At 72.8% G+C, this 14,116-nt stretch carries 17 protein-coding genes; 11 read left to right on the top strand and 6 right to left on the bottom strand.

Going from position 1 to position 14,116, the window contains the following annotated elements; all coding sequences use genetic code 11:
- Nucleotides 1-59 precede the first annotated feature (59 nt).
- Both AB0O09_RS05625 and AB0O09_RS05630 read right to left on the bottom strand, forming a co-directional pair.
- The gene (locus AB0O09_RS05625; RefSeq protein WP_363540341.1) at nt 60-329 is read right to left on the bottom strand and encodes a DUF5133 domain-containing protein; all 270 of its coding nucleotides are present in this window, start codon (nt 327-329) and stop codon (nt 60-62) included.
- A 319-nt stretch (nt 330-648) separates the two neighbouring features.
- The gene (locus AB0O09_RS05630) at nt 649-2,019 is read right to left on the bottom strand and encodes a YihY/virulence factor BrkB family protein (RefSeq protein ID WP_363540342.1); all 1,371 of its coding nucleotides are present in this window, start codon (nt 2,017-2,019) and stop codon (nt 649-651) included.
- Nucleotides 2,020-2,242: 223 nt separating this feature from the next.
- On the opposite strand from AB0O09_RS05630, the gene AB0O09_RS05635 reads away from it, so the two are divergent.
- The 11 genes from AB0O09_RS05635 (at nt 2,243) to AB0O09_RS05685 (ending at nt 12,056) form a co-directional block, all read left to right on the top strand.
- Complete coding sequence (locus AB0O09_RS05635) at nt 2,243-2,326, top strand: putative leader peptide (RefSeq protein ID WP_317634116.1); 84 nt, start codon at nt 2,243-2,245, stop codon at nt 2,324-2,326.
- Nucleotides 2,327-2,516: 190 nt separating this feature from the next.
- On the top strand, nt 2,517-4,241 hold the full coding sequence (locus AB0O09_RS05640) for a nitrite/sulfite reductase (RefSeq protein WP_363540343.1): 1,725 nt from the start codon (nt 2,517-2,519) through the stop codon (nt 4,239-4,241).
- Nucleotides 4,238-4,444 carry a hypothetical protein gene (locus tag AB0O09_RS05645; protein ID WP_363540344.1) on the top strand — a complete coding sequence of 69 codons (207 nt, stop codon included), beginning with the start codon at nt 4,238-4,240 and terminating at the stop codon, nt 4,442-4,444. The genes AB0O09_RS05640 and AB0O09_RS05645 overlap by 4 nt, the downstream gene beginning before the upstream one ends.
- Complete coding sequence (locus tag AB0O09_RS05650) at nt 4,441-5,139, top strand: phosphoadenylyl-sulfate reductase (RefSeq protein ID WP_363540345.1); 699 nt, start codon at nt 4,441-4,443, stop codon at nt 5,137-5,139. Before AB0O09_RS05645 ends, AB0O09_RS05650 begins: the two co-directional genes overlap by 4 nt.
- A gap of 56 nt (nt 5,140-5,195) precedes the next feature.
- Nucleotides 5,196-5,777: an adenylyl-sulfate kinase gene (cysC, locus tag AB0O09_RS05655; protein WP_363540417.1), complete on the top strand. Its 582-nt coding sequence runs from the start codon at nt 5,196-5,198 to the stop codon at nt 5,775-5,777.
- A complete protein-coding gene (cysD, locus tag AB0O09_RS05660) occupies nt 5,774-6,712 on the top strand; it encodes a sulfate adenylyltransferase subunit CysD (protein ID WP_030262336.1) in 939 nt (312 codons plus the stop codon). Before cysC ends, cysD begins: the two co-directional genes overlap by 4 nt.
- 1 nt (nt 6,713) lies before the next feature.
- Nucleotides 6,714-8,033 (top strand): GTP-binding protein, encoded by a 1,320-nt coding sequence (locus AB0O09_RS05665; RefSeq protein WP_363540346.1) that lies wholly within the window; start codon nt 6,714-6,716, stop codon nt 8,031-8,033.
- Nucleotides 8,034-8,284: 251 nt separating this feature from the next.
- Nucleotides 8,285-9,433, top strand: coding sequence for an aliphatic sulfonate ABC transporter substrate-binding protein (locus AB0O09_RS05670; protein ID WP_363540347.1), 1,149 nt, complete (start codon nt 8,285-8,287; stop codon nt 9,431-9,433).
- Nucleotides 9,434-9,566: 133 nt separating this feature from the next.
- Nucleotides 9,567-10,376 (top strand): ABC transporter ATP-binding protein, encoded by an 810-nt coding sequence (locus tag AB0O09_RS05675; protein ID WP_363540348.1) that lies wholly within the window; start codon nt 9,567-9,569, stop codon nt 10,374-10,376.
- Nucleotides 10,363-11,262 (top strand): ABC transporter permease, encoded by a 900-nt coding sequence (locus AB0O09_RS05680; protein ID WP_363540349.1) that lies wholly within the window; start codon nt 10,363-10,365, stop codon nt 11,260-11,262. The genes AB0O09_RS05675 and AB0O09_RS05680 overlap by 14 nt, the downstream gene beginning before the upstream one ends.
- Nucleotides 11,263-11,273: 11 nt before the next feature.
- Nucleotides 11,274-12,056, top strand: coding sequence for a CbiX/SirB N-terminal domain-containing protein (locus tag AB0O09_RS05685; RefSeq protein WP_363540350.1), 783 nt, complete (start codon nt 11,274-11,276; stop codon nt 12,054-12,056).
- Between the two features lie 13 nt (nt 12,057-12,069).
- Here AB0O09_RS05685 and AB0O09_RS05690 read toward each other — a convergent pair whose 3' ends face one another.
- From AB0O09_RS05690 to AB0O09_RS05705, 4 genes are all read right to left on the bottom strand, one after another.
- Nucleotides 12,070-12,243: a hypothetical protein gene (locus tag AB0O09_RS05690; RefSeq protein WP_263105949.1), complete on the bottom strand. Its 174-nt coding sequence runs from the start codon at nt 12,241-12,243 to the stop codon at nt 12,070-12,072.
- Between the two features lie 107 nt (nt 12,244-12,350).
- Complete coding sequence (locus AB0O09_RS05695) at nt 12,351-12,944, bottom strand: Uma2 family endonuclease (RefSeq protein ID WP_363540351.1); 594 nt, start codon at nt 12,942-12,944, stop codon at nt 12,351-12,353.
- 49 nt (nt 12,945-12,993) lie between these two features.
- Nucleotides 12,994-13,449, bottom strand: coding sequence for a hypothetical protein (locus AB0O09_RS05700; protein WP_363540352.1), 456 nt, complete (start codon nt 13,447-13,449; stop codon nt 12,994-12,996).
- The gene (locus AB0O09_RS05705) at nt 13,446-14,075 is read right to left on the bottom strand and encodes a TetR/AcrR family transcriptional regulator (RefSeq protein WP_363540353.1); all 630 of its coding nucleotides are present in this window, start codon (nt 14,073-14,075) and stop codon (nt 13,446-13,448) included. Before AB0O09_RS05705 ends, AB0O09_RS05700 begins: the two co-directional genes overlap by 4 nt.
- Nucleotides 14,076-14,116 lie beyond the last annotated feature (41 nt).

A 14,116-nucleotide genomic window follows, 5' to 3' on the forward strand; every position in this document is an offset into this window, starting at 1 on the left:
GCTCCCTCCGGCGCGGGGCTCCTGGACGGGGGCCGGGTCTCGCTGCCGGCCCCGCACCGCTATGCGGCGACCACGGGCTCGGGCGTCACCACGGCGGGCTCGACCCGTACCGCCGGCGCTGCGGCGGTGTGCGACGCGCTGTGCCGGGCGAGCAGCCGGCGGGCCCGGGCGAGGGCCTGCTGGGGGTCGCGGACACCGGTGTACACGCAGACGGTGTAGAGGGCGTCCTCCCGGCGGCGCCGGACTGCCGCGTCCGGCGCGCCCACATCGGCGAGCGCGTCCAGCTCCGCGACCAGCGCACTCAGCACGACGTAGTTGATCAGCGGCATGGGCCAACTCCCTCGGTTCAAGGACGGACGGACCGGTTCCGCATCCTGCTCGCGCGGCTACCCGCCCGTTCGCACGCCAAGCCAGGCTCCTTCGAACGGACGCACGGTCTTCACATTTCCCCCGCTTGGTCGACATGTCCTCGACCAATGTGCGGCCGATCGGACGCGGGGACCCACCCGAACCACCGGCGCGTCTTCCCCGCCGGGGCGGCCCCACACGGGGCGGTCCGGCACAGGTCGGTCCGGCACAGGTCGGTCCGGCACAAGGCGGTCCGGCGCGAGACGGCCGGCGCGACACGCGCAGGCGGGCCCCAGGGCCCTACCGGCCGTCCCAGGGAGTGCGGGGGGACTGCAGCGGCGGGACGGGCGGCATCGGCGGCGGAGGCGGGGGGTACAGCGGCTCGGGCTGCTGCACGGGCTGCGCCGGGTGCGGGTGGTGGTGCGGGGAGGACCGCGGCGGAACGGCGGGGCGGTCGGTGTCCGGCGGGGGCGGGGCCTGCCTGCGGCGGGCGCCGCCGCCGAGGATGCGGCGCAGCAGGCTGTTCGGCGGGAGGACCTCGGCCCAGCGCTCCGGGTACTCGGCGGGGACGCCGTCGTCGTCGTCCTCCTCGTCGTCCTCCTCGCCGCCGTCGGCGAGTCCGAGTTCGCGGACGAGCTGGGCGCGCTGGAGGGCGCGGCGGGCGGCGGCCTCGCGGACGACGGTGGCGGCCGCGGCCTCGCTGACGCGCTCGTTCTCGGCGCGGGCGTCGGCGGTCTCGACGCTCGGCCAGCGGCGGTCGATCGCGGCGTTCATGGCGGCGCCGATGAGGACGGCGAGCGCCACCACGAAGATCCACAGCAGCACGGCGACGGGCGCGGCGAGCGAGCCGTACACCGAGGGGCCCTCGACCGAGCTGACGAGGTAGACGCGGAGCAGCACGCTGCACACCACGAGGACGACCAGGGCGACCAGGGCGCCGGGGATGTCCTCGCGCCAGGGCGTGTTGGCGGGCACGGCGACGTGGTAGAGCGTGGTGAGGAAGATCACCAGGAGCAGGATCGCGGCGGGCCAGTAGAGCGCGTTGACCAGTCCGGCGGAGTTGGGCAGGGCGCCGATCACCAGGCCGGGGCCGGCGACGAGCAGCGGCAGGACGAGCGAGCCGATGACCAGGGCGCCGAGGTAGAGGCCGAGCGACATCAGGCGGGTCTTGACGATGCCGCGCTTGCCGTCGAGGCCGTACATCACGGTGATGGTGTCGATGAAGATGTAGAGCGCCCGCGAGCCGGACCAGAGCGAGAGCAGGAAGCCGATGGAGATGAGGTCCGGTCGGCCGTTGTCGAAGACGCTGGTCAGCAGGGGTTGGACGATCTGGTCGACCGAATCCGGTGAGAGCACCGTTTCGGATGCCGAGACGACGTCGTTCTTCAGCTTGTCGATGGTGCCGGCGCCGAGGATGTCGTCGAGGTAGCCGAGCGTTCCGGCGAGGCAGAGCAGCAGCGGCGGGATCGACAGCAGGGTGAAGAAGGCGGCCTCGGCGGCGAGGCCGGTGACGCGGTACTCGACGCAGGTGTCGGTGGTGTCCTTGAGCAGGGCCCACAGGGTCTGGCGCCAGCCGTTGCGGCGGGCGCGGCGACGGCCGCCCCGGCGGCGCGAGGGCCGGTCGGGGGCCTGGCCGGGGGTCTCCCGCGGGTTACTGCCTGCTGCTTGCACGCCCCTACCGTACTGGGCGGTGTCCACTGCTCCGCGCACGCGCGCGTAGGGGGGCAGGAAGGGCTGCGGACGGCCCGTCAGGGGCCCGGGAAGCGGCGCTCCGGTACGATCCGCACGGCTGTGACGACGGGGTATTCCCACACCATCCCACGATGCGAAACAACCGCGTCCAAAATGCGGACGTTAGTGGACCGGGGGTCGTTCGCCGTGCGAATCTCTTGCCATGCCAAGCGCCGGAGCCACCCTAGTAGGTCGACTGCACGTCGATCTCCTCCGCGTGTCCAGCGCCATCTGTCCGGTGACCTGAGCCCTACCCCCGCCGCCACCACGGCACCGGCGCCGGCACCTCGCGAATCCCCGCCGACGCGGATGCGCGGGCGCCCTCCGGCCAGCGTCACTGCACCCTGACGCCTGCAGCAACAGCGCAGGTCAGAGCAGTTGCGTGCCCGGGGATGCCGAACCCCCCGTCAGAGCCAGCTGCCAAAGGACGAGACACCATGGCCCCTACCCCCGAACCGGTCGAGCCCACGGTCGCCGGCGCCCCCGTGCGCCGTCCCGCCGCCGCCCGCAAGGTGACCCGCCACCGCGGTGAGGGTCAGTGGGGCATGGGCCACTTCACGCCGCTGAACGCCAACGAGCAGTTCAAGAAGGACGACGACGGTCTCAACGTGCGGACACGCATTGAGACGATCTACTCCCAGCGCGGCTTCGACTCGATCGACCCCGCCGACCTGCGCGGCCGGATGCGCTGGTGGGGCCTCTACACCCAGCGCAAGGAGGGCATCGACGGCGGCAAGACGGCCGTCCTCGACCCCCACGAGCTGGACGCCGAGTACTTCATGCTCCGGGTGCGCATCGACGGAGGCCAGCTGACGGTCGCCCAGCTGCGGGCCGTCGCCGAGGTCTCCGAGCTGTACGGCCGCGGCACCGCCGACCTGACCGACCGGCAGAACGTCCAGTACCACTGGATCCGGATCGAGGACGTCCCGTCGATCTGGCAGAAGCTGGAGGCCGTCGGCCTGTCCACCACCGAGGCCTGCGGCGACACCCCGCGCGTCATCCTCGGTTCGCCGGTGGCAGGCATCGCCGAGGACGAGATCATCGACGGCTCCCCCGCCATCGCCGAGATCCAGCGCCGCTTCATCGGCAACAAGGACTTCTCCAACCTGCCGCGCAAGTTCAAGTCGGCGATCTCCGGCTCGCCGCTGCTGGACGTGGCGCACGAGATCAACGACGTCGCCTTCGTCGGCGTCGTCCACCCCGAGCACGGCCCCGGCTTCGACCTCTGGGTCGGCGGCGGCCTGTCCACCAACCCCAAGCTGGGCGTCCGCCTCGGCGCCTGGGTTCCGCTGGAGCAGGTCCCGGACGTCTACGGCGGTGTGATCGGCATCTTCCGCGACTACGGCTACCGCCGGCTGCGCAACCGCGCCCGGTTGAAGTTCCTGGTCGCCGACTGGGGCACGGAGAAGTTCCGCCAGGTGCTGGAGGACGAGTACCTGGGGACCAAGCTGATCGACGGCCCCGCGCCGGCCGAGCCGGTCGCCCGCTGGCGCGACCACGTCGGCGTGCACCGGCAGAAGGACGGCCGCTACTACGTCGGCTTCGCGCCGCGCGTCGGCCGGGTCAACGGCAAGATCCTCGGCCAGATCGCGGACCTCGCCGAGCAGCACGGCTCCGACCGCCTGCGCACCACCGCCGAGCAGAAGATGATCGTCCTCGACGTCGCCGAGGACAGGGTCGAGTCGCTGGTCGCCGGCCTGGAGGCGCTCGACCTGCAGGTCAAGCCGTCCACCTTCCGCCGCGGCACGATGGCCTGCACCGGCATCGAGTACTGCAAGCTCGCCATCGTCGAGACCAAGGAGCGCGGCCGCCGTCTGATCGACGAGCTGGAGCAGCGGCTGCCCGAGTTCGACGAGCCGCTCACCATCAACATCAACGGCTGCCCCAACGCCTGCGCCCGCATCCAGGTGGCGGACATCGGTCTCAAGGGCCAGCTGGTCACCGACGACAACGGCGAGCAGGTCGAGGGCTACCAGGTGCACCTCGGCGGCGCGCTCGGCCTGGAGGCCGGCTTCGGCCGCAAGGTCCGCGGTCTGAAGGTCACCAAGGACGGCCTGGCCGACTACGTCGAGCGCGTGCTGACCCGCTACCAGGCCGAGCGCCACGAGGGCGAGCGCTTCGCCCAGTGGACGGCCCGGGCCACCGAGGACCAGCTGTCGTGAGTGAGCGTGCGGCACCGTTCCACTGCCCGTACTGCGGCGACGAGGACCTGCGGCCCTCGGAGGCCGGGCACGGCTGCTGGGAGTGCGCCTCCTGCCGGAGGGCCTTCCAGCTGAAGTTCCTGGGCCTGCTCCGGCCCGACGGCACCACCGGCACCACCGGCACGGCGACCGGCACCGAACATACCGAAGGAGGTGGCGAATGAGCACCACGACCGACTACGAGGCGCTGGCCACCGCGGCCGCCCGCGACCTGGAGGAGGCGACCGCGCAGGAGATCCTGCAGTGGGCCGCCGACACCTTCGGCAAGCGGTTCTGCGTCACCTCCTCGATGGAGGACGCGGTCGTCGCGCACCTCGCCTCCACCGTGCTGCCCGGCGTCGACGTGGTCTTCCTGGACACCGGCTACCACTTCGCCGAGACCATCGGCACCCGGGACGCGGTGGCCGCGACCATGCCGGTCAACGTCATCACGCTCACCCCGAAGCTGACCGTCGCCGAGCAGGACGCCCGGTACGGGCCGAACCTGCACGACCGCGACCCGGACCTGTGCTGCTCGCTGCGCAAGGTCGAGCCGCTCAACCGCGGCCTCGGCGCGTACGACGCCTGGGCGACCGGGCTGCGCCGCGACGAGTCGCCGACCCGCGCCAACACCCCGGTGGTGGCCTGGGACGCCAAGCGCCGCAAGGTCAAGCTCGCCCCGATCGCCCGCTGGACGCAGGACGACGTCGACGCGTACGTCCAGGCCAACGGGGTGCTGCTCAACCCGCTGCTGTGGGAGGGCTACACCTCGATCGGCTGCTCGCCGCTGTCCTGCACCGCCAAGCCCGGCGAGGGCGAGGAGGGCCGGGCCGGCCGCTGGGCGGGCTCGGGCAAGACCGAGTGCGGCATCCACCTCTGACCGACCACCAGACCGACGAGACCTCAGGAGAGACCACCGTGACCACAGCCGACACACTGGACGCCGGGGAAGCCGCAGAGGCGGCCCGCGCGGCCGCCCCCTGCGAGCGCGGCGCCACCGTGTGGCTGACCGGGCTGCCCAGCGCGGGCAAGACCACCCTCGCCTTCGCCCTCGCCGAGCGCCTGCGCGCCGAGGGCCACAAGGTGGAGGTCCTGGACGGTGACGAGATCCGCGAGTTCCTCTCCAAGGGCCTCGGCTTCACCAAGGAGGACCGGCACACCAACGTGACGCGGATCGGCTTCGTCGCCGAGAAGCTGGCCTCCAACGGGGTCAAGGTGCTCGCCCCGGTGATCGCCCCGTACGCGGACTCCCGCACCGCCGTCCGCGAGCGGCACGCCGCCAACGGCACCGACTTCCTGGAGATCCACGTCGCCACCCCGGTGGAGCTCTGCGCCGAACGCGACGTCAAGGGCCTGTACGCCAAGCAGGCCGCCGGCGAGATCTCCGGTCTCACCGGCGTCGACGACCCGTACGAGGCACCGCAGGACCCGGAGCTGCGCCTGCAGACCCGGGGCCGCGCGGTCGCCGAATCCGCCGCCGAGCTGCACGCCTTCCTGACGACAAGGGGCCTCGCATGACGACCGCCACGCACAGCCTCCTGGACACCCAGGAGAACCCGTACGCGCTGTCGCACCTCGACGCCCTGGAGGCGGAGTCGGTGCACATCTTCCGCGAGGTGGCGGGCGAGTTCGAGCGGCCGGTGATCCTGTTCTCCGGCGGCAAGGACTCCATCGTCATGCTGCACCTGGCGCTGAAGGCGTTCTGGCCGGCGGCCGTCCCCTTCTCGCTGCTGCACGTCGACACCGGGCACAACTTCCCCGAGGTCATCGAGTACCGCGACCGCACCGTGGCGCAGCACAACCTGCGGCTGCACGTCGCCAGCGTGCAGGACTTCATCGACGACGGCCGGCTGCGCGAGCGCCCCGACGGCACCCGCAACCCGCTGCAGACCGTGCCGCTGCTGGACGCCATCGAGCGCAACAAGTTCGACGCCGTCTTCGGCGGCGGCCGCCGCGACGAGGAGAAGGCCCGCGCCAAGGAGCGCGTCTTCTCGCTCCGCGACGAGTTCGGGGCCTGGGACCCGCGCCGCCAGCGCCCCGAGCTGTGGTCGCTGTACAACGGCCGGCACGCCGTCGGCGAGCACGTCCGGGTCTTCCCGCTCTCCAACTGGACCGAGCTGGACGTCTGGCAGTACATCGAGCGCGAGGGCATCGAGCTCCCCGAGATCTACTACGCCCACCACCGCGACGTGTTCAAGCGCGACGGCATGTGGCTGACCGCCGGCGAGTGGGGCGGCCCGAAGGAGAGCGAGCCGGTCGAGTCCCGGCTCATCCGCTACCGCACCGTCGGGGACATGTCCTGCACCGGCGCCGTCGACTCCGACGCCGCCACGATCGCCGACGTGATCGCCGAGATCGCCGCCAGCCGCCTCACCGAGCGCGGCGCCACGCGCGCCGACGACAAGCTGTCCGAGGCCGCGATGGAAGACCGCAAGCGCGAGGGGTACTTCTAAGATGACCACCACTCCGGAGACCACCGCCACCTCGCTGCTGCGGTTCGCCACCGCCGGCTCCGTGGACGACGGCAAGTCGACCCTGGTCGGCCGTCTGCTGCACGACTCGAAGTCGGTCCTCGCCGACCAGCTGGAGGCCGTCGAGCACGCCTCCCGCAGCCGCGGCCAGGAGGCGCCCGACCTGGCGCTGCTCACCGACGGCCTGCGGGCCGAGCGCGAGCAGGGCATCACCATCGACGTCGCGTACCGCTACTTCGCCACCGCCCGGCGCCGGTTCATCCTCGCCGACACCCCGGGGCACGTGCAGTACACCCGGAACATGGTGACCGGCGCGTCCACCGCCGAGCTCGCCGTCGTCCTGGTCGACGCCCGCAACGGCGTCGTCGAGCAGACCCGCCGGCACGCCGCCGTCGCCGCGCTGCTGCGGGTGCCGCACGTCGTCCTCGCGGTCAACAAGATGGACCTGGTCGAGTACGCGGAGCCCGTCTTCGCCGCGATCGCCGAGGAGTTCACCTCCTACGCGGCCTCGCTGGGCGTCAAGGACGTCGTCGCGGTGCCGATCTCCGCGCTGGCCGGCGACAACGTCGTCGAGCCCTCGGCGCACATGGACTGGTACGGCGGCCCGACCCTGCTGGAGCACCTGGAGACCGTCCCGGTCGGCAGCGACCCCGGCAACGAGCCGGCCCGGTTCCCCGTCCAGTACGTGATCCGGCCGCAGACCGAGGCCCACCCGGACTACCGCGGCTACGCCGGCCAGCTCGCCTCCGGCGTGCTGCGGGTCGGCGACCCGGTCACCGTCCTGCCGTCCGGGCACACCACCACCGTCGCGGGCATCGACGCGCTCGGCCGGGAGACGGACATCGCCTGGGCCCCCCAGTCGGTCACCGTCCGCCTCGCCGAGGACATCGACGTCTCCCGCGGCGACCTGATCGCGGCCGGCCCCGCCCCGGTGCCCACCAAGGACATCGAGGCGACCGTCTGCCACCTCAACGAGCGGGCCCTGCGCCCCGGCGCGAAGGTGCTGCTCAAGCACACCACCCGCACCGTCCGCGCGCTGGTCAAGGAGATCTCCTACCGGATCGACATCGACACGCTGGAGCAGCGTTCCGGTGCCGACGGCCTGGACGTCAACGACATCGGCCACGTGGTGCTGCGCACCGCCGAGCCGCTGGCGCTCGACAGCTACACCGACAACCGCCGGACGGGCTCGTTCCTGCTGATCGACCCGGCCGACGGCACCACCCTCACCGCCGGCATGGCGGGCGAGGCCTTCGACACCGTACGCGCCACCACCGAACCGATCGAGGAGGACTGGGTCTGATGCCCAGCGAGGCGTTCTCGGGCATGGACAAGGAAGGCGGCCGCATCGGCAGCGGCGTCCTCGGCAGCGGCCAGGGCGGCCTGACGCGATGTGGGGGCGGACAGGGGCGCTGAGCCCCTGTCACCGGGCCGGCTCCTTCCCACAGCGGGCACCGGCCCGGCTTGCCCGGCATGTCGACATGCCGGCAGCACCACACCGACCGACTTCCACCGGCGCTTCCCACGGCGCCCACCGTGAACGGGACGACTCCCATGGCACACGACTCCGCCACCGCGCATACCTCCACCCGGTTCGGCAGCGGCCGCTTCAGACGGCCGGCCGCGGTCGCCGTCGCCGCGCTCACCGCCGCGGGCCTGCTGTCCGCCTGCAGCTACGGCTCCAAGAGCGAGGACAAGAGCTCGGCGGCCCCGGCCGCGGCCGCCTCCGGTGCCAAGCTCTCCGCGGACACCGTGAAGATCGGCTACTTCGCCAACCTGACCCACGGCACCGCACTGGTCGGCCTCAAGGAGGGCCTGTTCCAGAAGGAGCTGGGCGGCACGAAGATCAAGACCCAGATCTTCAACGCCGGCCCGACCGAGATCGAGGCGCTCAACGCCGGCTCGATCGACATCGGCTGGATCGGCCCCTCCCCCGCGATCAACGGCTACACCAAGTCCGACGGCAAGTCGCTGCGGATCATCGGCGGTTCGGCCTCCGGCGGTGTGCGCCTGGTGGTCAACCCCGACAAGATCAAGAGCCTGGACGAGCTCAAGGGCAAGAAGATCGCCACCCCGCAGCTCGGCAACACCCAGGACGTGGCGCTGCTCAACTACCTGGCCACCAAGGGCTACAAGGTCGACGCCGCGTCCGGCGCCGGCGACGTCAGCGTGGTGCGCACCGACAACAAGGTCACCCCGGACGCCTACAAGTCCGGCTCGATCGACGGCGCCTGGGTGCCCGAGCCGACCGCGTCCAAGCTGATCAGCCTCGGCGCCAAGGAGCTGCTGAACGAGAAGCAGGTCTGGCCGGACGGCAAGTTCGTCATCACCAACGTCATCGTCTCGCAGAAGTTCCTCAAGGAACACCCGGACGTGGTGGAGGCCGTGCTGCGCGGCTCGGTGAAGACCAACGCCTGGATCAAGGCCAACCCGGACCAGGCCAAGGCCGCCGCCAACGCCGCGATCAAGGACGCGGCCGGCAACGCGCTGGACGCCGCGATCCTCGACCCGGCGTGGAAGGACATCGAGTTCCTGGACGACCCGCTGGCGAACACCCTGCAGGCCGAGGCCGACCACGCGGTCACCGCCGGCCTGCTGAAGAAGCCGAACCTGGCCGGGATCTACGACCTGGCCCCGCTCAACAAGGTGCTCCAGGCCCAGGGCGGGACCGCCGTGGCGGACGCCGGACTCGGCGCCAAGTGATCCGCACCCGCTAACCCCGCGGTCCGCCCCGCCCCCGCCCAGTCGATGCCCAGTCACCGGGCGGGGCGGGGCCGGACCCCGGCCCCGAGAGCCACCAGCCAGCTGCCCGTCCACTCACGGAGGAGGTCCCCGGATGACCCCGGCACTGACCACCACGGAGCCCGCCACCACCAGCGCTGCCGCGGCCACGCCCGACCGGCCCGCCGTCCGCCTCTCGCACGTGCACAAGTCCTTCGGCCGGCCCGGTGCCGCCACCCCCGTCCTGGACGACATCAGCCTGGACGTCGCCCCCGGCGAGTTCGTCACCCTGCTCGGCGCCTCCGGCTGCGGCAAGTCCACCCTGCTCAACCTGGTGGCCGGCCTCGACAAGCCGACCGCCGGCGACATCGAGGTGCCCGGCGGCCGTCCGGCCCTGATGTTCCAGGACCACGCGCTCTTCCCGTGGCTGACCGCCGGCAAGAACATCGAGCTGGCGCTGCGCCTGGCCGGCGTGCCCAAGGCCGAGCGCCGGGCCGAGGCCGAGCGGCTGCTGGAGCTGGTGCGGCTCGGCGGCGCGTGCAAGAAGCGCGTCCACGAGCTGTCCGGCGGCATGCGCCAGCGCGTGGCGATGGCCCGTTCGCTCGCCCAGGGCGCCAACGTGCTGCTGATGGACGAGCCGTTCGCCGCGCTCGACGCCATCACCCGCGACGTCCTGCACGACGAGATCACCCGCATCTGGGCGGAGCGCAAGCTGTCCGTCCTGTTCGTCACGCACAACGTGCGCGAGGCCGTCCGGCTCGCACAGCGCGTCGTCCTGCTCTCCTCCCGGCCCGGCCGGGTCGCCAAGGAGTGGCGGATCGACCTGCCCCAGCCGCGCCGCATCGAGGACTCCGGCGTCGCGGACCTGTCCGTCGAGATCACCGAAGAGCTGCGTGGGGAGATCCGCCGCCATGTCCAGCACTGACACCACCACCCTGGTCAAGGACCCGGGCACCGACACCGCCAGCGTCGAGGCCGGCCTGGACGCCCTGGACTCCGTCCAGGTCCAGCGCACCCCGCTCGGCGAGGTGCTCCGCCAGAAGGTCCTGCCGCCCGTGCTCGGCGTGCTGCTCGTCATCGGCGTCTGGCAGCTCGCCTTCAGCCTGGAGCTGACCACCCCGGACAAGCTGCCCAGCCCGGCCGACGTCTGGTCCTCGCTCACCGACCTCTGGTACGAGGGCACGCTGTTCTCGATCATCTGGACCAGCGTGTGGCGCGGCATCTCCGGCTTCGTCGCCGCCGTGGTCATCGGCACCCCGATCGGCCTGCTGGTCGCCCGGGTCAAGCCCGTCCGCGCCGCGCTCGGCCCGGTGCTCTCCGGCCTGCAGTCGCTGCCCTCGGTCGCCTGGGTGCCCGCCGCCGTCATCTGGCTCGGCATCAACAACTCGGCGATGTACGCGGTCATCCTGCTCGGCGCCGTCCCGTCGATCGCCAACGGCCTGGTCTCCGGCGTCGACCAGGTGCCGCCGATCTACCTGCGGGCCGGCCGCACCCTCGGCGCCACCGGCCTCGCCGGCGCCCGCCACGTGCTGCTGCCCGCCGCCCTGCCCGGCTACCTGGCCGGCCTCAAGCAGGGCTGGGCGTTCTCCTGGCGTTCGCTGATGGCCGCCGAACTCATCGCCTCCTCCCCCGACCTGGGCCTCGGCCTCGGCCGCTACCTGGAGAACCAGCGCGAGTTCAACGACATGTCGGGCGTGCTGCTCGGCATCGTCCTGATCCTCGTCGTCGGCGTGGCGATCGACCTGCTGGTCTTCTCCCCGCTGGAGCGCCGCGTGCTGCGCAACCGCGGCCTGCTGGTCACCAGCCGCTGAGGACGCCGACCGTGCGCACCGGTACCCCGCCCGTCCCCGCCCCCGCCCGCCACGGCGGGGCGGGCGGCCCCGCCCTGCTGCTGATCGCCCACGGCAGCCGCGACCCGCGGCACGCCGCCACCGTGGACGCCCTCGTCCACCGCGTCCGCGCCCTGCGGCCCGGCCTCACCGTCGCCACCGCCTACCTGGACCACTGCGCACCGCGCATCCCCCAGGTCGCCGGCCGGTTCGGCGCCGCCGTCGCCGTCCCGCTGCTGCTCAACCGGGCCTTCCACGCCAAGAGCGACATCCCCGCCGCGCTGCGCGCCGCCGGCGCCGACCTGCCGCTCGCCGACGTGCTCGGCCCCTCCCCGCTGCTGCTCGACGCGCTCGACCGCCGCCTCGCGGAGACCGGCCTCGACACCGCCTGCGCGGCCGTCCGTGCCCGCACCGGCGTGGTGCTCGCCGCCGCCGGCTCCTCCGATCCGGCCGCCGACGCCGCCACCCGGGCGGTCGCCGAGACCTGGCGGCGCGGCCGCGGCTGGGCCGGCGTCGAGGTCGCGTACGCCTCCGCGGCCGGCCCGCGGGTGCCGGAGGCTGTCGCCGCCCTGCGGGAGGCCGGTGCCGGCACCGTGGCCGTCGCCCCCTACCTGCTCGCCCCCGGGCTGCTGCCCGACCGGATCGCCGCCGCCGCGGACGGCGCCGACCTGCTGGCCGGGGTCCTGGGCGCCGCCCCCGAGGTCGCCGAGCTCCTGCTGCGGCGCTACGACGACGCCCGGCTCGCCGCCGCCGCGCCCGCGGCCCTGTCGGCCTGAGCCCCGCCTCGGCTCACTCGGCGAGGCCGTCGGCCGTGGCGTCCAACTGCATCCGCTCGTACTCGCCGAGGCACGGGTAGAGGGTGCCGCAGTCCCGGCACGCGCGGGCGAAGGTGATCGTGAAGGTGGGCCGCGACTTGAATCTCCCCGGCCGGGGGAAGCGCAGCCGCATCCGCTCCGTCGCCATCGAATCCGTCGTCAGTTCCCCCACCGGACTCAGCCGCTGAGACCCGCACATCCCGCATCGCATGCCGGGCACACTACCCATCCGCCGACACGGACACGCAGGTAATCTCAGAGCCAGCGCTTCGGGTCCGTCAGGTCGATGTCGATCGGGAACGGCAGGTCGAGCGCGAGCCGCTTGCGGTGGATGCCCATGGGCGCGTAGAGGCCGGTGGCGCCGTCCAGCTCGTAGACGTGGACGGCGAGTTCGCCCTCCTCGTTCTCGACACGCCAGAAGTGCCGGAAGCCGGCGGCGGCGTACTTGCGCGGCTTGACCTCGCGGTCCCGCGCCTCGGAGTCGGGCGAGACGACCTCCACGGCGAGCAGGACGTCCTCGGGACGCTGGGTGGTCTGCTGCTCGCTCTGGGCCGATTCACGTGCCACCACGAGCAGGTCCGGCTCGGGCCTGTCCCGACGGCCGAGCGTCACGGTCATCTCCCGGAGCACGGCCAGGTGAGACGGTTTGGCCGAGTACAGGCCGAACTCCAGCAGGCGGATGGCGTACAGGTGGAAAAGGGCCTGCGGACTCACGAAGACGAGGCTCCCGTCGATCAGCTCCGTATGCGGAGGAAGATTCGGAAGCCGGTCGAGGTCGTCGGCCGTCCACCCGCCCTCGGGCGGGACGGGCCAGGTCGGCTGCACTTCGACGGTCATCACTGCTCCCATGGGCCGGATTCTCGCCTTCGCGTCCAGCGTACCCAGCGGGTTCGGACGATCACTCACCCGATCGCGGGAGGAGGGCCAGGTAGCGGGGGTCGGCGGGGTCGGCGTCGGACCAGCGCCAGGCGTGGGCGGCGCAGGTGCGCCGGTGGGGGGTGCCGGTGGCGAGGGTGGCGAGCAGGCGTTCCTGGAGGGCGCGGGCGCCGATCGCGGTGACGAGGACGGCGGCGAGCCAGCGCGGGGAGCTCGGGTCGTCGTCGTGGACGAGGGCCTCGTAGACGGCGTCGGCGTGGGCGCGTGCGAGCCCGCGGTCGGCGGTGAGGGCGCGGTGGGCGGTCTGCCGCTTGTGGCCGATGCGGTGGTACTGCGGGTAGTGCGGGTGGTGCTCGGCGAGGCGGGCGATCCGGGGGTCGTCGGGCTCCTCGAAGGGCAGGCCGAGTTCGGCGAGCAGGGCGTCCAGGGCCCGCTCCTGGAGGTCGAGCCGCTCGGCGGGGCCGGGTGCGGCGGTCACGGGGTCTCCGGGGCGGGGGCGGTGCGCATGGAGGCGAGGGCGCGCAGGCCGTCCTCGACGACCGCCGGGTCGGCGTCGCCGAACAGCGCCTGCTGGGCGATGAAGCCCTGGGCGGTGGCGATGAGGGTGCGGGCGACGTGGTCGGCCTCGGGGCCGGGCGGCATCAGGCCGGCCGCACGGTAGCTGCCGACCAGCTCGGCCCAGGCGGCCCGCATCGCGGTGTAGCCCTCGTCGAGGGCGGCGGCGAGGGCGGGGTTGCGCAGGGTCTCCGTCCAGACCTGGACGATCAGGCGGGCGAAGGCCTGGCGGTCGCCCTCGGGCGGGGCCTGGTCGAAGACGGCCCGCAGGACGCGGCCGAGCAGCACGTCCGGGGTGGGTGGCGGCACGGTCGCGGCGGCCTCGGCGAACGCGGCCCGGATCACGCCGAAGGCCTCCGTCGCGATGGCGGCGACGATCTCCTCCTTGCCCGCGAAGTAGCGGTAGACGGCGCCGGCGGACAGCTCGGACTCGCGCAGCACGTCCTGCATGGAGGTGGCGTGGAAGCCGTTGCGGGCGAAGCAGCGGGCGGCGCCGTCGAGGATCTGCCGGCGGCGGGCGTCGAGGTGTGCCTGGGATACGCGGGCCATGGGGTCCACCGTAAAACGAACGTTCATTCTTGACAAGCGCG

Origin of the sequence: Kitasatospora sp. NPDC093679 (genome assembly GCF_040683455.1) — a bacterium.
Taxonomy (GTDB): domain Bacteria; phylum Actinomycetota; class Actinomycetes; order Streptomycetales; family Streptomycetaceae; genus Kitasatospora; species Kitasatospora arboriphila.

Excerpts from the sequence above, each read along its gene's own strand:
- AB0O09_RS05635 (WP_317634116.1), top strand. The coding sequence starts at position 2,243 with ATGCCAAGCGCCGGAGCCACCCTAGTAGGTCGACTGCACGTCGATCTC.
- AB0O09_RS05640 (WP_363540343.1), top strand. The coding sequence starts at position 2,517 with ATGGCCCCTACCCCCGAACCGGTCGAGCCCACGGTCGCCGGCGCCCCC.
- AB0O09_RS05705 (WP_363540353.1), bottom strand. The coding sequence starts at position 14,075 with ATGGCCCGCGTATCCCAGGCACACCTCGACGCCCGCCGCCGGCAGATC.
- cysD (WP_030262336.1), top strand. The coding sequence starts at position 5,774 with ATGACGACCGCCACGCACAGCCTCCTGGACACCCAGGAGAACCCGTAC.
- AB0O09_RS05695 (WP_363540351.1), bottom strand. The coding sequence starts at position 12,944 with ATGGGAGCAGTGATGACCGTCGAAGTGCAGCCGACCTGGCCCGTCCCG.
- AB0O09_RS05680 (WP_363540349.1), top strand. The coding sequence starts at position 10,363 with ATGTCCAGCACTGACACCACCACCCTGGTCAAGGACCCGGGCACCGAC.
- AB0O09_RS05665 (WP_363540346.1), top strand. The coding sequence starts at position 6,714 with ATGACCACCACTCCGGAGACCACCGCCACCTCGCTGCTGCGGTTCGCC.
- AB0O09_RS05650 (WP_363540345.1), top strand. The coding sequence starts at position 4,441 with ATGAGCACCACGACCGACTACGAGGCGCTGGCCACCGCGGCCGCCCGC.
- AB0O09_RS05690 (WP_263105949.1), bottom strand. The coding sequence starts at position 12,243 with ATGGCGACGGAGCGGATGCGGCTGCGCTTCCCCCGGCCGGGGAGATTC.
- AB0O09_RS05625 (WP_363540341.1), bottom strand. The coding sequence starts at position 329 with ATGCCGCTGATCAACTACGTCGTGCTGAGTGCGCTGGTCGCGGAGCTG.
- AB0O09_RS05675 (WP_363540348.1), top strand. The coding sequence starts at position 9,567 with ATGACCCCGGCACTGACCACCACGGAGCCCGCCACCACCAGCGCTGCC.
- AB0O09_RS05670 (WP_363540347.1), top strand. The coding sequence starts at position 8,285 with ATGGCACACGACTCCGCCACCGCGCATACCTCCACCCGGTTCGGCAGC.